The following is a 20,193-nucleotide window of genomic DNA, read 5'->3' on the forward strand; positions in this document are numbered from 1 at the left end:
CCCCGCTATTTGATCTGGTACGAGGTTGCATCGCGGAGTTTGAACTCGAGGCCGCAACCGGGGCGTGTCAGGTCCGGCGCGATCGCACCGTTCGCCGCGCGCGGTGCGCCGTCGAACAGCAGCGATTCGATCCGCACGTGATCGTGAAACCACTCCTGATGACGCAGACGCGGCACCGCGCACGCAACGTGCAGATGCAGCGCAGGCGCGCAGTGCGCCGACAGCGGCACATGAAACGCGTCGCAAAGCGCCGCAGCCTGCATGAAGCCGGTGATCCCGCCGCAACGGCTCACGTCGGCCTGCAGGACATCCACGGCTTGCGAGCTGAGCAGATGCCGGAAATCGTCGAGCGTGTAGCCGTATTCGCCGGCGGCGATCTCCATGCCGGGCGGCGCGTGTTCGCGCACGAAGCGCAGACCAGATCGCTCGTCCGAGGAAACCGGTTCTTCGAACCATTGCACCTGCTGGTCGATACAGCGCCGCGCCCAAAGCAAAGCGGTTTGCGGCGTGAACGCGCCGTTGGCGTCGACGAACAGGCCGGCATCGCCGATCGCCGCGCGCGCTGTTTGCACGCGCGCGGGGTCTTTATCCGGCTCGCTGCCGATCTTGATCTTCACCCAGCGGCAGCCGTCGCGCTCCACCCAGCCGCCTAGCTGCTCGCGTATCTGCTTATCGCTGCAGGTCGTGAAGCCGCCGCTGCCGTATATCGGCACCGACTCGCGCGCGGCGCCGAGCAGGCGCACGAGCGGCACGTCGAGCAGTTTCGCCTTGAGGTCCCACAGTGCGCAGTCCACCGCAGAGATAGCCGTGGCGGCGAGACCCGAGCGGCCGAGGTTGCGCACCTGGCGCTGCATGCGGTCCCAGATCGCGCGGATGTCCCACGCGTCGCGCTGCAAGATGCATTCGCCGAGCGTGTCGCAAATCAGGCCGGTCACACTTTTATCGCTATACGTATAGCCGATTCCGCTTTGGCCGGCCGCATCCACTTCCACGACGACAAGTGTGGTCGCGTTCCATTCGAACGTGCCGTCGGCTTCCGGCGCATCGGTCGGAATACGGTAAGCATGCGCGCGCACGGCGGTAATCGGCGCATGCAGCGCGCCCGTCTGCGGTGGGGCGCGCCTGGTCATTTGCCGTGATGACCGGGCAACACGGCGCCGAGCACCTGCTTCGCCGTTTCCACGATCACGTTGCCTTCGTTCGGATCGCCCTTCATCAGCGTCGAGGCAAATGCCTTGGCCTGCCCGAGCGTGATATGCGGTGGCAACGGTGCGATGTTTGGATCGGCCTTGACTTCGATCACGACGGGGCGGTCCGAGGCCAGCGCCTGGTCCCATGCGGCGCCCATCTGTTCTTCGTTGTCGACGTAGATGCCTTTCAGGCCGATTAACTCCGCGAACTTGTGATACGGCACCGACGGAATATCCTGCGACGCCTCGTATTTCGGCTCGCCTTCCATGACACGCTGCTCCCAGGTGACCTGATTGAGATCGCAGTTGTTCAGCACCATGCAGATCCAGCGTGGATCGGCCCAGTCTTTCCAGTACTTCGATACGGTGATCAGCTCCGCCATGTTGTTCATCTGCATCGCGCCGTCGCCGACCAGCGCGATCACCGGGCGCTCGGAAAACGCAAATTTGGCGGCAATAGCATATGGAACGGCCGCACCCATCGATGCGAGTCCACCCGACAGCGAGCACATCATGCCGCGCTGCACCTTGAGGTCGCGCGCGTACCAGTTCGCGCAGGAACCCGAATCGCTCGTGACAATGGCGTTCGCGGGAATGCGTTTGGACAGTTCCCAAACGGTGCGCTGCGGATTGACTGCGTCTTTGCCCGCCCCGTGTGCGCGCTTATCGAGCGTTTTCCACCAATCGGCGGTCCAGCCTTCAATCTTCTTACGCCACGTGCGATCCTTCTTTTCTTCGAGCAGCGGCAGCAGCGCGCGGAGCGTTTCCGCACTGTCGCCGACGAGATTCACTTCCATCGGATAGCGCAGGCTCAGCATGTCGGCCTTCACATCGATCTGCACGCCCCGCGCTTCGCCTTCTTTTGGCAAGAACTCCGAGTAGGGGAAACCCGAGCCGATCATCAGCAGCGTGTCGCATTCCATCATGAGGTCGTAACTCGGCTTGGTGCCGAGCAGACCGATCGAGCCGGTGACCCACGGCAGATCGTCGGGCAGCACGGCCTTGCCGAGCAACGCCTTGGCGACACCCGCTCCGAGTTTTTCGGCGACGGCGATGACTTCGTCCGTGGCATGAAGCGCGCCCGCTCCGACGAGTATCGCCACCTTCTTGCCAGCGTTGAGCACGTTCGCGGCTTGCTGTAGATCGTCCGGGAAAGGCACGATGCGCGGCGCGCGATAGCCAACGCCCGAATGAAGCGTGCCGTGTTTGCGCGCGGGCGCTTCATAAGGGGCGTCCTGCAAGTCGTTAGGCAGGATCATCGCTGTTACTTTGCGTTCCGAAAGCGCGGTGCGCACGGCGCGGTCCACGATATGACGCACCTGCGCGGGCACCGAAGCCTGTTCGACGAATGCGCCGGCGACGTCCTTGAACAACGAAAGCAGGTCGAGTTCCTGCTGATAGTGACCGCCCAGCGCAGCCCGTGCCTGCTGGCCCGCAATGGCGAGCACCGGCATATGATCCATTCGTGCGTCATAAAGTCCGGTAATCAGATGCGACGCACCTGGACCTGAGGTGGCAATGCACACGCCCAGCTCGCCAGTGAATTTTGCATGCGCGGATGCCATGAAGGCTGCCATTTCTTCATGGCGGACCTGAATGAATTCGATGGGCTGCGTCGGATTGCCCGACTTCGATTTTTTCGCCTCTGATTGTGCGCGGTTGAGTGCGCCGAATACGCCGTTGATGCCGTCGCCGGGATAGCCATAAATGCGGCGGACGCCCCACGCATGCAATCGTTCAATGATGAAATCGCCGACAGTTTGTGCCATGGACTGCTCCTGAAAAAGTCCTCTTTGCAGTGTCCAGCCGCAAACGCCGTACCGCTGTCTTTCAGTCGGTAATGCTGAACTGCTCCTCGCTCTCCTCCTATAAGCGAGCGTTATCAACGTGAGCGAGACGCGAACGGATAGCCGAGCGAGGTCCGCTTATTGCTGACGCCTCGGAAGTGGAGCAGGTCTTCAACGCGTGTGGAGTTGCTCGCACGCTGAACCGATGGAGATAACGGCATGAGCAAGGTCGCGGTCATTACCGGCGCTAGCGCGGGCGTCGGGCGAGCCGCTGTCGAGGAATTTGCGCGGCATGGATACGATGTGGGGCTCCTCGCGCGCGACGCCGCCCGTCTGGAACGCGCCGCCGCCGAACTGCAAACGGCCTATGGCGTGCGTGCGCTCGACATTCCCACTGACGTGGCCGATTCGGCAGCAGTGGCGTCTGCGGCTGCCCGCGTCGAACAGGAACTCGGACCGATCGACGTGTGGGTCAACGTTGCGATGGCGACGGTCTTTGCACCGGTGTCGGCGCTCACCGCGCGAGAGTTCGAACGCGGCACACAGGTCACGTATCTGGGCCAGGTGCATGGCACGATGGCGGCGCTCGCGCGCATGCGCACTCGAAATCGCGGCACCATTGTGAATGTCGGCTCCGCGCTCGGTTACCGATCCGTGCCGCTCCAGTCCATTTACTGCGGTGCGAAATTCGCCGTGCGTGGCTTTACCGACGCGTTGCGCTCCGAAATCATCCACGACCGGCTGAACGTTCATCTGACCATGGTCGATTTGCCCGCCGTCAATACGCCGCAATTCGACTGGGCGCTCAACAAGATGGGACGAAAAGCCCAGCCCGTTGCGCCGATTTTCCAGCCGGAAGTGGCGGCGCGCGCGATCTTCTTCGCGGCGACGCATCGCCGCAGGCAAGTCTGGATAGGGTTCTCCACGGTCAAGGCGATTCTTGCGAACCGGATTGCGCCGGGATGGATCGACAAATATCTGGCGAAGGCAGGCTACGACGGCCAGCTTACCGATGAGCTGTTGGAACCGGATACGCCGGGCAATCTGTTCGATCCGATACCGGGCGCTTACGGCGCACATGGCCGCTTCGACAGTCAGTCGAGAGCAACCAGTTGGGAAATGCTGACGAGTCGGCATCGCAACGCCTTCTGGGCGCTGGCCGGCATCGGTGTCGTGAGTGGCCTGAGTTTCCTGGCGAGCAGAAAGAGAAGAACATGAAACCTTTGCAAGGCGGGAAAAGTGAGCCGGCCGATTGAAGATTATGCACTGCTGGGCGATGGCGACACAGCCGCATTGCTGAGCAGGGACGGCACTATCGACTGGCTCTGCTGGCCGCGGTTTGACGGCGACGCCTGCTTTGCCTCCCTGCTCGGCAAGGAAGAACACGGGCAATGGTCTCTCGCGCCGGCTCAGGCGCCCGGCGCGGTGCTGGCGCGCAGTCGTCGGTATCAGGACGACACGCTTGTCATGGAAACCGACTTGTGCACGGCGAGCGGCGAAGTGCGAATCATCGATTTCATGCCTGTAAATAAGGCGTTTTCTTCGATCGTACGCATCGTCGTTGGGCTGAGTGGGAGCGTGGCCATGCGCAGTTGCGTGCGCTTGCGCTTCGACTACGGCGCGCTTGCGCCGTGGCTCGAAATGTCCGGCGACGATGTCATCGCCAAGGTCGGGCCCGATCTGGTGGTTTTGCGCGCGCCCGTAAAGCTTCGCATAGAAGGAGAGTCGGTCGAGGCGCGATTCAACGTAACGGCAGAGCAGCGCATAGCGTTCGTCATGAGCTACGGGCAATCGCACGAGCCGCTTCCAGCATCGATCGACGCGGAAGCGGCGCTCACTTCGACGCAACATTTCTGGCGCGACTGGATCGGCCGCTTCGACGACGGCAAGACGCACTGGCCGCGTCAGGTTCGCCGCTCGCTGATCACGTTGAAGGCGCTGATTCATCGGCACAGCGGTGCGCTCGTTGCCGCGCCGACCACCTCGTTGCCCGAAGCGCCCGGCGGCGAGATGAACTGGGACTACCGTTACTGCTGGCTGCGCGATGCGAGTTTCACGATGACCGCGTTGCTCAACGCCGGCTATCACGAAGAGGCGCAGGACTGGCGGGACTGGCTGTTACGCGCGATTGCGGGCTCGCCGGACAAAATGCGGATCATGTATCGGGTGGATGGCGGACGCCGTTTGCCGGAACGGAGCGTGAACTCGTTGCCCGGTTACCGTTTCGCCACGCCGGTGCGTATCGGCAATGCCGCTTCCAGCCAGCATCAGCTAGACGTGTACGGCGAGGTAATCGAGTGTCTCGATCTGGCTAGTCGCGGCGGGCTTGCACCGTGTGAGCAGGAATTCGTCGTGGAGTACAAGCTGATCGAGCACGTCGAATCGATCTGGCAGAACGCGGGCTCGGGCATGTGGGAGTCGCGCACAAAACCACGCCATTACACGTATTCGAAGGTGCTGGCATGGGTCGCCCTCGACCGCTTTGTCAAACGCCACGAAACGCGAGGCATGGTGAGCACGGCCATGGTGGAACGGATCAGCGCATTGCGCGACACCGTGCACGAGGAAATCTGCCGCGAGGCATGGAACGCGGGCCTGGGCACCTTCACCCAGCACTATGGAACCCATGCAATCGATGCAAGCATATTGCTGCTGCCGCTGGTCGGCTTTCTTCCCGTCGACGACCCGCGCATGGCGTCCACTATCGCCACCATCGAGCGCGAGTTGAGCGAGGGTGACCTGATTCGCCGTAAGAAGCCCGTGACGGACGGACCGAACGAGGGCGTGTTCCTCGCATGCTCGTGCTGGATGGCGGAGTGCATGCAATTGCAAGGCCGCCAGCAGGATGCGCGGGCGCAGTTCGAACGGGTACTCGCTGTTGCCAACGACCTCGGCCTGCTCGCGGAAGAGTACGACGTACCGGGCCGCCACCTCGCAGGCAACTTCCCGCAGGCGCTCAGCCACCTTGCTCTCGTCAACGCGGCTCTTGCACTCAGTGGTCCGACGCTAAGGCGTGGCGATTACTAGCGTGTCCGAGTAAGGGCGCGACGCCGGCTTCGATACGCGCGCGGAAATAGCGTGCGGTCAGCGCGAGGCCGTCGTCCAGCGACGTGCGTGGCTGCCAGCCGAGCAACTCGCGGGCACGTGTGATATCAGGCTGTCGATGCGACGGGTCGTCGGCGGGAAGAGGCCGCATTTCGAGCGGCGAATTTGAAGCAGTGATCGCCACGATGCGCTGCGCGATCTCGCGCATGCTGACTTCATGAGGATTGCCGAGGTTCACGGGTGCGTCGAGATCCTCTTCCGTGTTCATCAAGCGGATAAAGGCGTCGATCATGTCGTCCACGTAACAGAAAGAGCGCGTCTGCGAGCCGTCGCCGTAAAGCGTGATCGGTTCGCCCCGCAAGGCTTGCATCATGAAATTGGAGATCACGCGGCCATCGGCCGGATGCGTGCGTGGTCCGTACGTGTTGAAAATGCGCGCGATGCGGACCGACAGACCATGCTGGCGCCTGTAGTCCATGAACAGCGTCTCCGCACAACGTTTGCCTTCGTCGTAGCAGGAGCGCGGGCCGATCGGGTTAACATGACCCCAGTAGCCTTCGGGCTGTGGGTGCACGCGTGCATCGCCGTAGACTTCGCTCGTCGATGCCTGGAAGATTTTCGCCTTCACGCGTTTGGCGAGGCCGAGCAGATTGATCGCGCCGTGTACGCTGGTCTTCGTGGTCTGCACCGGATCGTGCTGGTAGTGAATCGGCGAAGCAGGGCACGCGAGGTTATAAATCTCATCGACTTCCACATAGAGCGGGAACGTCACGTCGTGGCGCATCAATTCGAAATTGGCGCAGTCGAGCAGATGCGCGATATTGTCCTTCGTTCCAGTGTAGAAGTTGTCGACGCACAGCACATCGTGGCCTTGCGTCACGAGCCGTTCACACAAATGCGAGCCGAGAAATCCGGCGCCACCGGTAACCAGAATCCGCTTGCGGGTCAATTCTTTCATAATGCGTGGTCCTTGCTTGAAGTGCGGTGGACGGCGAATCAAGCGGTTACCTGTAAGAGCGTGTCGTGCCAGTCCTGCGCGAAACGGTCGATATGAAAGCGCTCCAGTGCGGTGCGCCGCGCGCCTTCGCCAAGCCGCCGTGCTTCGGCGGGATTGCGCAGCAGCGAGGTCATGATATCCACCAGCGCGTCGACGTCGGTGTGAATAAAGCCGTTTTCGCCGTTGCGTATCACCGTGGCGAGTTCGGTGGTGGCGAGACCGATAATGGGCATGCCGATCGTCATCGCCTCCACGATGGCAAGGCCAAGACTGGTCCAGCGAATCGGATTAAAGAAAAAACGGTAGCGCGCGCTGAATGCCGCCAGATCGAGATTGCCGATCTCGCCGATTCCACCCAGCCGCTCTGCGTCCATGCCCACGAGATCGAGCGGGACACGCGTACGCGCCTCGGTGAAAACGTCCGCGCCGAGCCGGCGCCCGCGCTGGGCGAGATGATTGACCACGACAATGCCGCGTTCGAGTTCGCCGCTGTAACGCACGTTATGGGGAACGACGACACCGTGCTCGATAACACGCGTGGGCGTAACGCCCGAGTCCCACATGAGCCGGTTGAAGTGCGTGACGTGAACCAGCAAAGTGTGAGGATCCTCGACCCAGTGCATTTGCTGGAAAGGGATCTCCTGCGGTGGATCGTGCTCGATATAGACGCGCGGCATGCGCTGCTGCGCCGGGCTCAACAACTGCTCCCTGTCGGTTTCCCAATGGCTTTTGTGCTGATACAGCACCACGTCGAACTGCGCGTTGGCCACTTCGTCGGCACTGATCTCATGCACGTTGTCGTCCCACGGCAGTACGCCGACTTTGCCCGCGTAACCGGGCGGATTACCTGGCTTCGTTACGACATAAAAGTCGTGCGGCGTCTGGGTCAGGTAGTAAAGGTAGTTGCCGTGGACGTGCCACGTCAGAACGCGTAGCCGACGGCAGTTACGCGGCATGATGAATTTCCTCTGTGAGTCCGCCGTCTCCGTGCAACGCGTTGGGCGCACCCGGTTCGGCGCCCGGCGCGAGCGCGAGTTGGACGCGCGCGGTTTGCACGACCTGTTCGACGCTGATGTTCAAAGCGCACGGATGACCGTACGGGCATTCGCGAAACATGCAGGGGCGGCATGGCGGATAGTCGGCGAGTACGCGGTGCTGCGCGTGATCCGACGGCGCCCAGCGGCGCGTGTCGCTGCCCGACGCAATCACTACCGAAGCCGTCTTGAGCGCCGCGGCGATGTGGGAAATGCCGGTGTCGTTGCATACCACGAGGCGCGCCTGCGCGACCAGCGCCGCCAGTCCGCCGAGCGAGGTGGCGCCCGCCAGATGCAACGCCGGCGAAGTCATCGCGCCCAGCACCGCACTGGTCAGCGGCGCCTCGGCGGCCGTTCCGGTGATGGCGATCTGCCAGCCGTCGGCGGCCAGGTTGTCGGCGACGGCGGCGAAGCGTTCCGCCGGCCAGCGGCGCGAGGGCAACTGCGCGCCGGGGTGAACCAGCACGAGGCGCGTTGGTTCCACGCCGTGTTTCGCGGCGAGCGTGGCATATTCGTCGCGGTCCCGGTGGTTCAACGGAAACGCCAGCCGGCGCTCGCTTCCTGGCGCGCCCAGGGCTTCCATTAGCGCGAGATAGCGTTCGACTTCGGGCAGGTCGTCGGGCCAGCCGATGAAACATCCGGACCGTTCCACTTCATCGGGTTGCACGAAGCCTGCTTGAGCCGTCGCGCCAAATTCGCGCAGCAGGTCGTTGGCGACACCGCCGCTGCCATGCAACTGAATCGCGAGGTCGAATCGCCGGGCGCGCATCTGTGCGAAAAAGTCCGGCAGACCGGCGTCTGTCTCCGGCTGTTCCGGAAAGCCCATTGCGCCAGGAAACACGATCAGTTCATCGACGAGCTCCACATAGCGCTCGACGAACGTTTGTGCCCATGGCAAGCCGATCAGCGCAATATGTGCGTGCGGCACCGTGCAGCGTAAGGCGCGCAACGCGGGGACGGCGCAAAGCATGTCACCGAGTTGCAGTGCGCGAAACACGACGATGCGGCGCGGCGCGAGCGCGCCCAGAAACGTGGGTGGATTCATGGAAAGAACACCTTGAAGCGGCAGGCGCCATAGAGCCGCCAGTAGATCGACAGAAATGGAATCGGAATCGACGTCCACGCCATTTCGAGAATGTGCCGCCAACTTCGATCGCGTCCGCGCAAACGCATCGCGCAGAAGTAACCGGTCAACCCAAGCCATACGATCAGCGCGACGAGCGCGACAGCATCGCGGCCCGTTAGCACGGCAACGCATGCAGTTAACACCGCGCAGAGGATTGCGTAGTACAACAGCGGCGGCGTCGCGCGAATGCGCGTTCTGAATAGCTGCGGATGCTTCTTGTAAAGCAATGCGTCGAACTGACTTTTCTTTTGCTGCGAAATGCTCACGCCCCAGCGCGCAGGTCGGACCGGATGCACGACCAGCGCTTTGGCCGCCTTCACGATCTCGCCGCCCGCCTGCAACAGCATGAATTGCAGGTCGGAGTCTTCACGCCACGCGGATGTGAAGCGTTCGTCAAATCCGCCGGTCAGCACGAGATACTCGCGCGCCACGAAAGCGTTCGCTGTGGCGAACTCCGCGCGTTCGAGGCCGCTGGCGTCGGCTTCGTAGTCGGTCGGCAAGTCGGGCAAGGGCACGACGATTTTTCCCGATGCGGCTGCAGCGCCGTTTCCGAGCGCCGCGATGCCTGCGGTGAGCCAGTTCGGGTCCGGCAGGGTGTCGTCGTCGGTGAAGGCAATCAACGGCGAGCGTGCCCGCTGCCATCCGGCGTTACGTGCGCCGGCCGGGCCTTGAGTGCGTGTGACCGGCACGTAGTGCACCGCGAGTCCTCGCTCGGCCTGTGCCGCACCGAAGCGCGCGACGCAAGCGCGCGTGGCGTCGTCGGGGCCGTCGTCGCAGACGATGATTTCGTACTCGTCCGCCGGAAGATTCTGCTTGCACAGTGCGTCGAGACACGTTGCGAGCATGTCGGGACGACGATACGTCGGCACGACCACAGAGACGCGCCGTGCGGGAACCTGCGGAACTTGCTCCGCGACACAAGCTGAAGTCCCTTCGCTCGCACCAGGCGAGGCGGCGCGCCCGGCGCCGTATTCCACCGAACCCGCAGCGGGCGAACTCATGCGGTAACTCCAGCTTTCTCGACGAGAAACGGCCCGATCACGAGCGCGTCGAGCGGCGAAGTCCAGAACGACTCCATGGCGTCGCGCGGAGAATTCACCATGGGCTCGCCGCGTGTATTGAACGACGTATTGACGAGAATCGGCACGCCCGTGCGCTGTCTGAACCCATCCAGCAGGTCGTAATACAGCGGATGCTGCGAGCGGTTCACGGTTTGTACCCGTGCGGTGCCGTCCACATGGCGAACCGCCGGAATGCGCTCTGCCTTATCCGCGCGCACGTCGAACACGAACAGCATGAATGGCGCGACGCGGCCGTCCACGAACCATTCGTTCGCATGCTCTTCCATGACGACCGGCGCGACCGGGCGAAAGTCTTCCCGGTCCTTGATTTCGTTGAGCCTGGCCTGCATGTGCGGATCGACGGGCGACGCGAGAATCGAGCGCGCGCCAAGCGCGCGAGGTCCGAATTCGGTGCGCCCTTGATACCAGCCGATCACCTTGCCCCCGGCGAGCAGACTGGCGGTGTCGCCCGCAATGTCGGTAAGACGGCGGTAGGGGATTTTCGACCAGATCAGAAACTGTTCGATTTCCGTTTCGCTATATTCGGGTCCGAGGTACGCGTGATCCATTTTCCATTGACGCGTGCGGTCGCCGCGCGCGGTGCGCTCGCGATAGTCGGTCCATAGCGCGGCGCCCAACGCGGTGCCCGCGTCACCTGCCGCGGGTTGGACCCATACTTCGTCGAACGGTCCGGCGTCGCGCAACTTGGAGTTCATTACGCAGTTCAACGCCACGCCGCCGGCCATGCTGAGTTTGCCCAAACCGGTTTGCCGGTGCAGCCAGTCCGCGAGTTGCAGCACCGTTTCTTCCAGCACGCGCTGCAACGAATGCGCGATGTCGAAGTGGCGCTGCTCGAGCGTTGCTCCGCGTTCGCGCGCGGGACCGAAGCGTTCGACAAGTCGCGGCGCTTCGACCGTATACGTTCCGTCACTGCGGTAGCGGACTATCTCGCGAAATACGTCGAGGTACTCCGGCTTGCCGTACGAGGCGAGCGCCATCACCTTGTACTCATCCGAAGAATGCAGAAAGCCGAGCCAGTCCGTTACGGCTTCGTAGAGCAAACCCAGCGAGTGCGGCAATTCCACCTGCTTGAGCCGTCTATATTCGCCGCCGACAAATTGCCCCATGCTGGTGGTCACGCCTTCGCCGCGACCGTCCATGGTGAGCACGGCCGTGTCGTCAAACGGAGCGGCAAGAAAAGCGCTGGCTTCATGCGCGAGATGGTGATCGACGAAATGCCACTTGAAGCCCTTGTCGCGGTCCACGCCCTGAAAGCGCTTCTTCAGATGATGCGGCGCGCCGTCGAGCAACTGCGCCCGGGCGTTGGCAATATAGCTGAGAAACAGGGGGTCCCATGGCGACGCCGAAGGATCGCTAAGGCGCGTGCCGGCCGGATCGAAGGGCAGTTCGATAACGGCGCCTGGCCGGCTCGGCATCCCCCCGAACAGATTCGGGTCGTACGAGTAGGCCACGTGATCGATATCCGCCAGCGTGATTCCGGCGGTCTTCAGACAATAGTCTATGGCGTCGAAGGGTAATTGCCACGTCGAGAACGGCACGGGGCGTTTGGCATGTTTGACGTGCGTGAAGCGCTCGTCTTCGGCGGCGGCCAGCACCACGCCGTCGCGCAATAAAGCGGCTGCACTATCGTGGTAGACCGCGTTGATTCCGAGTGTGTACATGATGGCTCGCAAAAAAGAAGGATGTTCAAGGGGCGAGAGATTGTTCGGCGAGAGACGTCGCGCCGACACCGGCCGATGCGGGCTCGGATCGGCGAGCCTCACCGCGCGCATCCGGCAAAGCGCGCAATTCGAGCGCGGCCTGCACGACATCGCCGGGCGCGACGCCGAGCAGACAGGCGTGATGCTCCTGTGGACAGACACTGCGATAACACCAGCGGCATTCGACGTCGCGAAACAGCACGCGGTGCGGCGTTTGCCACGGCGTGTGCTGCGGATTGGTGAGTGCGTACAGGTCGACCACGGGCGTCTTCAATGCGGAAGCCAGATGCACCGGCCCGCTGTTGTTCGAGACGAGTACGCTCGCGCGCTCGATCAGTGCCGCGAGTTCGCCGAGCGTGAGCGCGCCGCTCAGGTCATGGAGATGCGCGCGGGCGCCTGGCGCGGCGGTATGTATCACGGCGGCGACCAGTTCCCGCTCGCTCGAACTGCCGGTAATCAGCACCGGCACGCCGGCTTCACGCGAAAGCCGGGTTGCCACTTCGCCAAAGCGTTCCGGTGGATAGCGCCTCGACGCGGCGGTTGCGCCCGGATGCAGCACGATCCAGCCGTCATCGGACGCCACGCCACGCGCGGTGAGTTGCGCTTCGAGCGACCGGCGATCAGCGGTGTCGACGTGGAACCGCATATGCGTGTCCTGCGTTTGCGCGCCCACGTGGCGCACGAGATCGAGTTGCCGCTGCACTTCATGGCGGGTGCGTTGCTGCGGTTCCGGTTCGCGCAGCCAATCCGTCATTAGGGTGTAGGGATTTTCGCGGCAATGCGCGAGGCGCCGCGGAATGCCGGCCATATAGCAGAGCATTGCGGCGGGCAACGGGCTCTGACTGTAGACCGTGAAAATCACTGCGGCGTCGAAGCTGCCGCCGCGCAGTCGCTCTTGCATGCGCTGATCGTCCATCCAGGTGTGGCTGGCGTTCATCGGACGATCCACCCACGGCGCGTCGTAGACGAGCGCGTCGTCCACGTCGTCGAGAAACGGCGCGAGCGCAATGCCGCTACGCGATGCCAGCAACGTGATATGACGGTCTGGAGCGGACAGGCGCAGTGCGTGCAGCGCGGGCGTAGTCATCAGCACATCGCCGAGATTGTCGAGACGCACGCACAGAATGCGCTTGACGTCCTCGCCCCAGCTCGTAGCCGACGGCGTGTCGATCACGCGTGCGTGCGAAAGCGTTGGCGGCGTGAGCAGCAGGGGGGCGTACATCAGGCAACCTCCGTGCGTGGTAGCGCTCGCGCAGGGCGGCTGCCGTTGCATTCACGATCGTTTTCATTTGCGCTGTTCAGGCCGCTCACGACGATCCGCACGGCTTCATACAGGTCGGTTGCGCGCGCGGTCGGCACGCGGAATTCGCCGGCGAGCCATTCTGTTTCGTTGCCGTTGTCGAGCAACACCGTGCGGCAGCCCGCGCGGCTGCCCGCTTCGACGTCGTTAAGAATATCGCCGATGAACCAGCTTCGCGCGAGGTCGAGCCGATGTTCGCGCGCCGCTCGCAGCAACATGCCGGGCGCGGGCTTGCGGCAATCGCATTCGATCGCATACGGTGCCACGTGGCCGTGCGGATGGTGCGGACACCAGTACACGCCGCGCAGCACTGCGCCGCTTTCGGCGAACAGGGCATGCAATCGCGCTTCTACACTATTCAGTGCGGCAATGCCGAATTTGCCCAGCGCGACGCCCGCTTGATTGCTGACGACGAACAACGCAATAGAGTGCGCCGCGAGCAGGCGGAGCGCTTCACACGCGCCTGGCGCGAAACGCATCAGCGAGGGGGCGACGTTGTACGGCACGTCGTCGAGCAGCGTGCCGTCTTTATCGAGGAATACCGCGGGTTGCATGATGGAGGTCTCAACAAGAAACAAAGCCATTCCAGAGGACGCCGTTACGCGGGCGTCGTGACTCAAGGTCAAACAGTGCGCATGGTTCGTATGAGCACGCACGCTTGCGCATCAGCGCACTCATGTCCGCTAGCGCTGCGCCGCGCCCGCTGCCGCCCGCTTCGGTTCCGCGAACTGGTCTGCCTCGGTTCGCTCCGGTACGAGGCACGCGGCCCGCGCGTAGATCGCAGCCAGCGAATTACTGACCCCTTTCCATGTGAATTCGGCGTGCGCGCGTGCCAGTCCCGCCTCGCCCATGCGGCGCGCGAGCCCCGGGTCGCGGCGCAACTTGTCAAGACGTGCCGCAAGCGCGCCCGGATCGCGGGGCGGCACGAGAAAGCCGGTCACGCCGTCCGCGACCGAATAGCGAATGCCGCCCACATTCGCACCGATCACCGGCGTGCCGCACGCCATCGCCTCGACCGGGGTAATGCCGAAGGGCTCATACCAAGGCGTGGTGACGAATACGTCGGCGGCGCTGTAGAAGTAACGCAACTGCGCGCGGCCGCGCCGTCCAACGAAGGTGGTCTGCTGCTCCACGCCGCACTCCCGCGCAATGCCGTGCAGCCGCGCGATTTCCGGCGTGGCCAGTTCATTCGGGGCGTCCGAGTTGCCACCGACCACGTAAAGCCTCGCGGACGCGCGGAACGCCTGCTTCAGTATGCCGACGCCGCGCACCACGTTGTCGATGCCTTTGCGCTGTACGAGCCGGCCGAGTTGCAACACGACGAATTCGTCCTTGCGCCATCCCAGCGCGTCACGTGCGGTGGCGCGGTCCACGGGCCAGAATTCGTCGGCGTCGAAGCCGCATGGCACGATCTGAATACGCGAGCGGTCGGCGCGATAGTGTTCGACCAGATCGGCTTCGTCCTGCGGACATTCGGCCACGACGATATCGGAGCGTGCCACCAGTTCGTCTTCGATGGCGAAACGCTCGTCGGGGAAGCCGTCGGCGGCGCCCTGGTGAATACGGCGCACACGGCCAAGCGCATGGAAGGTAGTCACGAGCGGAATACCGAGCGCATCTTTGACCCGCAGCGCTGCCAGGCCGGACATAAAGAAGTTGGCGTGAATGACCTGATAAGGATCGCGTTCATGCCGGAAAAAGTCGATCAGAAACGCAGCGAACTCGTCCATGACCGGCAATAATTGCTCCTTGGGCAACTGCATCGGTGGCCCGGCCGGAACATGGATCACACGCACACCGTCCATGTCGGAGACGACCGGCAACAGTGCGCGGTCGCGTCGCGTGAAGACATCCACCTGGTGTCCCATAGCGACGAGTTCTCGCGCGACGTTGGCGACGTAGATGTTCTGCCCGCCGCTATCCACACCGCCGGCGACAGCGAGAGGGGAGGCGTGTTCACTGATAAGGGCGATTTTCATGACGTTCCTTGGCGAAGAAGCGATGACGATGGGAAGAGGCAGGCGGTTGAAGCGGACGCCGCATGCGGTGTGCCACTCCCTATTTTCTTTTTCGCATTCGCATCGGCAAGGCGTTTGCTAAAGGAGTGAGCGCTGTGGCGCGCCCCAATTCGCAGGCGAGAGAGGCGCTGTAGCGTTCCCTGATTTGCAAGGCTGCGTGTAACGTTGGCTGCGGAAATAAGGCCACACTGTGAGGTGTTCGTCGGCACGGTGTGGAAAATTCTTCGAATGTGCTGCACATGTGCCGTTTTTCTTGCGGCGCGGGATCGCAGCTTGCTGCGCACCGCTCTATGCGAAGCACGCTCACTTTTTTATCTTCGTGCGAGATCCTCCGGGGTCCGCATTCCTCACACGCCGCTACGCTCTCGCTTTCGCTTCGGTAGCGCGGCACTCCCTGCCCATGTCCGACTCGCCGACATCTTCCCGTTGAGAACTGACTGGCCGCATTGCTGCCGATCTATCGCGCGCGATCTGGCGCTATCGCAAGCAAACCATACTCGCGCTCGTGCTGATGATTGCGGCGAAACTGTCCGTTGTTTTGATTCCGCTCGTCCTCAAGCATATCGTCGACGAACTCGGTCATCCGTCGGCGCGGGCGCTATTTCCCGTTTTCCTGGTGCTGGCCTATGCATTACTGCGCTTTCTCGGCGATGCACTTAACGAAGCACGCGACGTAGCGTTCAGCATCGTTACGCAGCGAACGGTGGCCGCGTTTACCGAACGGACATTCGCGCATCTGCACCGGATGAGCGCGAGATTTCATGCACGGCGCGAGACGGGTGCGATTGTTCGGGACGTGCAGAAAGGGGCTGACGGTATCGGTTTTCTGCTAGGCGTCGCGTTGTTCACCATCGTGCCGACCGCCTTCGAGATCGCCGCTATCGTCTCGATCATGGTGCGCGGTTACGCGCGCGAATTCACGCTGGCGATCGCAGTCACCTTCGTAAGTTATGCCGTCTATACGTTTATCTTCACGCGCAGACGCTTCGCGTTCCAGCGCGCGGTGAACCGCCTGGAGGCGCAGTCGGACGGACGTCTTGTCGATAGTTTGCTCAACTACGATCCCGTCAAATATTTCGCGACTGAGGAAGTCGAAACACGCCGTTTGAGCGAGGTACTGGAAAAATGGGTGCATGCGAGAACGGCGAACCAGCGCGCGTTGACCGCACTGCATGTGGTGCAAAGCGCGGTTATAGCGCTTGGCGTAGCGGTCATCATGCTGCTCGCCACGCAGTACGTCGTGGCCGGCGCCATGAGTGTTGGCGATCTGATTCTGGTCAATGCATACCTGATCCAGATCTGCATGCCTTTAAATACGCTCGGGTTCGTGTTTCGCGAGACCAACGACGCGATGGTGAACGTAGAGCGCATGTTCGCGATTCTCGACACACGCGGCCAGGCTGGCGAAGATATCGACGAACCGTCGGCAAGGCCGCTGATCGTCAGCGCAGGGAAGATCGAATTCGAGCACGTGGATTTCGCCTGGCCGATACTGGTCCACAAACCCCGGAAACCTTCTTTCGTCATCTGCCAACTTGCACTTGCCCGGAAGTAAAAGGTGGCAGGACCGGCCACCACGTCTATTTCGGCGCCAAACGCTTTCGCGAATACCTGATCGAGATCGGCGTCTGCCCGGACGACAAGCCTTCGATTGCAGAGATTCGGGAGCCGGCAATCGTAGGTGGTTTCCGGCGATGGTTGCAAAAGCACCGGGGTGCGAAGGATCCAACCATTCGGCTCTACTGTCGTGATGCCGCAGTGATGCTGAAAGTGCTTGGCGATGACGCCAGCCAGTGGGATCCGAAGCAGATACGTACGTTCCTGCTGAACAGTGCCTGCAGTTGTGGTGCTGGTACCGCTGAAAAGCGGGTCACTAGCGCGCGAGCCTTCTTACGCTACCTCGGGGTTCACGATCTGTGTCGGCCGGGTCTCGATCAGGCGGTTCCGTCGTTGGCGCATTGGCGCCTGGCGTCACTGCCAAGGTGTCTGAGCGCTGACGAAGTTGACCGCCTGATCGCCGCATGCGATGACGACTCACGCAGGCGTCTTCGCGATCGTGCGATCGTCCTCCTGCTTGTGCGACTTGGGGTTCGCGCAGGTGACCTGGCGAACCTTCGCTTGAGCGATATCGAGTGGGACTCCGGGACGCTACGTGTCTTGGGAAAGGGGCGCTATGAAGTTCGCCTTCCGCTGCCGCAGGATGCTGGCGAGGCACTTCTGCGGTATCTCGAATCGCGACCTCGGGTTGCCGGCAGCGACCATGTCTTCGTTAGAAACATCGCACCCGTCAAGCCGCATATCTCAGGCGACGGCATATCTTCGATAGTGAAGCGCGCACTAAAACGGGCCGGGGTGAGTTCGCCCGCCAAAGGTGCACATCTGCTGCGCCACACGGCGGCGACTGAGATGTTGCGCCACGGGCTTCCCCTCGACCAGGTTGGCCTGATCCTGAGGCATCGCGGCATTGATACCACGGCGTATTACGCCAAGGTCGACGTAGCGCTGCTCAGCCAAATCGCTCGGCCATGGCCGGAGGTGGCGAAATGATGCCGGCCGTGGAGTCCTATCTTGCCGCGCGGCGTGCCGCCGGATTCAAACTGCTGAACGCAGACTACCTGTTGCGCAGTTTCGCGTGCTTTGCTGTCAAACGCGGTGAAATGCACGTTTGCACGCAGACAGCAATCGACTGGGCCGGCGAGGCTGCGTCGGTGGCCCAGCGTGACGCAAGGCTAAAGACCGTGTGTCGGTTCGCCCGGTACATGCGTATGGAGGATCAAAACCATGAACTACCACCCGCCCGCCACTTTGGTTACCGAAAGACGCGTCGCGTTCCGTTCATCTACACCTGCGCTGACATTGAGCGCTTGATAAACACAGCCTTGCAATCGGGCCCTCGGGGCACGTTGCAACCACAAACGTCTGCGACATTAATTGCCCTGCTGCTAGCCACGGGCATGCGGATCTCGGAGGCCCTGAACCTGCGCCTTGCCGACATGACTTCCGAAGGACTGCTGATTCGAAAGAGCAAATTCCAGAAGACCCGTCTAGTTCCACTGCACGAGACAGCGGTGGCGGGTTTGCAGAGGTATTTAGCACTGCGGCGACGAGCCTGCCCGGGTGATGACCATGTGTTCGTTGATGACGACGGTCACGCGCTCAGATACACGGTTACTTACTGGATGTTCCAGAAGCTGCTGAAGTTTGCCGGCATCGGCACCACCCACAACGGCCACCGTCCCCGCTTGCATGAGCTCAGACACACGTTCGCCGTCAGGGCACTGGAGGCAAGCCCGGAAGGCCGAGACCGGGTCGGGCGGCACATGTTGGCCCTTGCGACCTACATGGGACACGTCAACATCAACGCCACCTATTGGTATCTCGAGGCCACGCCCGCGCTCCTGCGCGACATTGCTGTCGCCGCAGAGGGGTTTCTCACCGGAGAACAGAAATGATGCCGATCGCACCGCACATTGTTGCATTCCTTCGTCAAAACCTTGCCCATGAGAGAGGCGCCAGCCAACACACCTGCGACTCCTATGCTTGCACCTTCCAGCTTCTGTTCGAGTTCGCCACCAGGCGACTCAAGGTGACGCCCTCGTCGCTAGCACTGGAGCAGCTCGATGCGAGGCTGATCAGCGACTTCCTGGAATATCTCGAAGACGCGCGCCACAATTCGCCTGAGACGCGTAAGGTCCGGCTGGCTGCAATCAGGTCATTCTTCCACTTCCTTGAGTATCGCGAGCCCGCGATTCTTGAGCAAGCGCGACGAATCCTGGGCATTCCCTATGAGAAAACCGATTCCCGTCTGGTGCCATATCTGCTCGAGGATGAGGTTCGGGCTCTGCTCGATGCGCCAGATCCGTCAACGCGCGAGGGTATTCGGGACCGGGCGATGCTGCATCTGGCCATCTGCGGCGGCCTGCGTGTATCGGAGCTGACGGGATTGCATACCGCCGATGTTGTGCTCCCGTCGTTGAGCATCCGTGTTCACGGCAAGGGCCGGCGGGAGCGCGCGTTGCCCCTGTGGAAAACGACCGCTAACGCGTTGCGTGCCTGGATGGTGATACGGGGAAGTGTCGCAGTACCGGAATTGTTCGTTAATGCACGGGGCGAAGCGATGAGCCGTTGGGGTTTCGCGTATGTCCTTAAATGCCACACTGCGACGGCTAGTCATAAGTGCCCCTCGCTGTCGAAGAAGCAGGTATCACCGCACGTCTTGAGGCACACCTGTGCAATGATAGTACTGCGAAGCACTCAGGAAATCCGAAAGATTTCCCTGTGGCTCGGGCACAGCGATCTGGCGACCACTGAAATCTACACTCGCGCTGATCCAACTGAGAAGCTCGAAGCCCTCAACGCGATCGTCCCACCGCATTTGCGCAGGGGTTCGTTCCGGCCGTCCGATAAGGTAATCGCCATGCTCAGGGCCAAGCTTTAATGGAGAGCTGAACGGGCGCGGAGTTCACTCCGTGCTCGCTCAGGGGTTGCCTTCTCCCCATAGCAAAACACTTCCCATAAGGCAGGAGTCGTACGCGACCTCGAGGTGGTCGCAGCCGGAACAGCGCAGCACAGCCCGCCCAGCGCCGCGGCGCGGCACTGTTCGATGGCCGCATGACCTTCAGCTACCACAGGCTCAGCGACACCGTACGTCGCCATGCCGGGCCCTAGGCGCGGAAGATGTCCGCGACCTCCAGCATGGGGTACTGCGCCGCGTTACTCGGAGGGCAGACGCTCCAGTGGACTGATGACCTCGCGCAGCAGGTCGGTGGCCACCTGGACGTAGAGCGCGGTGTTCTCGAGCTTGGCATGGCCGAGCAGCACCTGGATCACGCGGATGTCCACCTTCTGCTCGAGCAGGTGTGTCGCGAAACTGTGACGCAGGGTGTGCGGGGAGACGCGCTTGTCGATCTGCGC

At 62.3% G+C, this 20,193-nt stretch carries 16 protein-coding genes and 1 pseudogene; 6 read left to right on the plus strand and 11 right to left on the minus strand.

What is annotated here, in order from left to right; all coding sequences use genetic code 11:
- Positions 1–5: 5 nt before the first annotated feature.
- Complete coding sequence (locus tag B0G73_RS38415; RefSeq protein ID WP_106286250.1) at positions 6–1,130, minus strand: enolase C-terminal domain-like protein; 1,125 nt, start codon at positions 1,128–1,130, stop codon at positions 6–8.
- Complete coding sequence (locus B0G73_RS38420) at positions 1,127–2,959, minus strand: thiamine pyrophosphate-requiring protein (RefSeq protein WP_106286251.1); 1,833 nt, start codon at positions 2,957–2,959, stop codon at positions 1,127–1,129. Before B0G73_RS38420 ends, B0G73_RS38415 begins: the two co-directional genes overlap by 4 nt.
- Before the next feature lie 237 nt (positions 2,960–3,196).
- Here B0G73_RS38420 and B0G73_RS38425 point away from each other — a divergent pair, with 237 nt between their 5' ends.
- Both B0G73_RS38425 and B0G73_RS38430 read left to right on the plus strand, forming a co-directional pair.
- Positions 3,197–4,195, plus strand: a complete 999-nt coding sequence (locus tag B0G73_RS38425; RefSeq protein ID WP_106286252.1) for an SDR family oxidoreductase — start codon at positions 3,197–3,199, stop codon at positions 4,193–4,195.
- 21 nt (positions 4,196–4,216) lie between these two features.
- The gene (locus B0G73_RS38430) at positions 4,217–6,004 is read left to right on the plus strand and encodes a glycoside hydrolase family 15 protein (RefSeq protein ID WP_106286253.1); all 1,788 of its coding nucleotides are present in this window, start codon (positions 4,217–4,219) and stop codon (positions 6,002–6,004) included.
- Here B0G73_RS38430 and B0G73_RS38435 read toward each other — a convergent pair.
- The 8 genes from B0G73_RS38435 to B0G73_RS38470 form a co-directional block, all read right to left on the minus strand.
- Positions 5,970–6,980: a UDP-glucuronic acid decarboxylase family protein gene (locus tag B0G73_RS38435; RefSeq protein WP_106286254.1), complete on the minus strand. Its 1,011-nt coding sequence runs from the start codon at positions 6,978–6,980 to the stop codon at positions 5,970–5,972. The genes B0G73_RS38430 and B0G73_RS38435 overlap by 35 nt on opposite strands.
- A 38-nt stretch (positions 6,981–7,018) precedes the next feature.
- A complete protein-coding gene (locus tag B0G73_RS38440) occupies positions 7,019–7,975 on the minus strand; it encodes a glycosyltransferase family 4 protein (RefSeq protein WP_106286255.1) in 957 nt (318 codons plus the stop codon).
- On the minus strand, positions 7,965–9,098 hold the full coding sequence (locus tag B0G73_RS38445; RefSeq protein WP_106286256.1) for a glycosyltransferase family 9 protein: 1,134 nt from the start codon (positions 9,096–9,098) through the stop codon (positions 7,965–7,967). The genes B0G73_RS38440 and B0G73_RS38445 overlap by 11 nt, the downstream gene beginning before the upstream one ends.
- Positions 9,095–10,180 carry a glycosyltransferase family 2 protein gene (locus B0G73_RS38450; RefSeq protein ID WP_106286257.1) on the minus strand — a complete coding sequence of 362 codons (1,086 nt, stop codon included), beginning with the start codon at positions 10,178–10,180 and terminating at the stop codon, positions 9,095–9,097. Before B0G73_RS38450 ends, B0G73_RS38445 begins: the two co-directional genes overlap by 4 nt.
- Positions 10,177–11,922 (minus strand): carbamoyltransferase C-terminal domain-containing protein, encoded by a 1,746-nt coding sequence (locus B0G73_RS38455; protein ID WP_106286265.1) that lies wholly within the window; start codon positions 11,920–11,922, stop codon positions 10,177–10,179. Before B0G73_RS38455 ends, B0G73_RS38450 begins: the two co-directional genes overlap by 4 nt.
- Positions 11,923–11,947: 25 nt before the next feature.
- Positions 11,948–13,183, minus strand: coding sequence for a lipopolysaccharide heptosyltransferase II (waaF, locus tag B0G73_RS38460; protein ID WP_106286258.1), 1,236 nt, complete (start codon positions 13,181–13,183; stop codon positions 11,948–11,950).
- Positions 13,183–13,818: an HAD-IIIA family hydrolase gene (locus B0G73_RS38465; protein ID WP_106286266.1), complete on the minus strand. Its 636-nt coding sequence runs from the start codon at positions 13,816–13,818 to the stop codon at positions 13,183–13,185. The genes waaF and B0G73_RS38465 overlap by 1 nt, the downstream gene beginning before the upstream one ends.
- Positions 13,819–13,944: 126 nt before the next feature.
- Positions 13,945–15,240, minus strand: coding sequence for a glycosyltransferase family 1 protein (locus tag B0G73_RS38470; protein ID WP_106286259.1), 1,296 nt, complete (start codon positions 15,238–15,240; stop codon positions 13,945–13,947).
- A 472-nt stretch (positions 15,241–15,712) separates the two neighbouring features.
- Between B0G73_RS38470 and B0G73_RS38475 the strand changes: the two are divergent.
- The 4 genes and pseudogenes from B0G73_RS38475 to B0G73_RS38490 all read left to right on the plus strand — a co-directional run.
- A pseudogene (locus B0G73_RS38475) lies at positions 15,713–16,765 on the plus strand (ABC transporter transmembrane domain-containing protein); the annotation flags it as partial.
- A 275-nt stretch (positions 16,766–17,040) separates the two neighbouring features.
- Entirely contained in the window at positions 17,041–17,826 is a 786-nt protein-coding gene (locus tag B0G73_RS38480) for a tyrosine-type recombinase/integrase (protein WP_219907335.1), read from the plus strand.
- A complete protein-coding gene (locus B0G73_RS38485; protein ID WP_106286261.1) occupies positions 17,823–18,731 on the plus strand; it encodes a tyrosine-type recombinase/integrase in 909 nt (302 codons plus the stop codon). Before B0G73_RS38480 ends, B0G73_RS38485 begins: the two co-directional genes overlap by 4 nt.
- On the plus strand, positions 18,728–19,717 hold the full coding sequence (locus tag B0G73_RS38490; protein ID WP_106286262.1) for a tyrosine-type recombinase/integrase: 990 nt from the start codon (positions 18,728–18,730) through the stop codon (positions 19,715–19,717). The genes B0G73_RS38485 and B0G73_RS38490 overlap by 4 nt, the downstream gene beginning before the upstream one ends.
- Positions 19,718–19,992: 275 nt before the next feature.
- Here B0G73_RS38490 and B0G73_RS38495 read toward each other — a convergent pair.
- The coding region (locus B0G73_RS38495; RefSeq protein ID WP_146144286.1) for a tyrosine-type recombinase/integrase at positions 19,993–20,193 on the minus strand (201 nt) is incomplete at its 5' end.

Origin of the sequence: Paraburkholderia sp. BL25I1N1, from assembly GCF_003002025.1 — a bacterium.
Classification (GTDB): domain Bacteria; phylum Pseudomonadota; class Gammaproteobacteria; order Burkholderiales; family Burkholderiaceae; genus Paraburkholderia.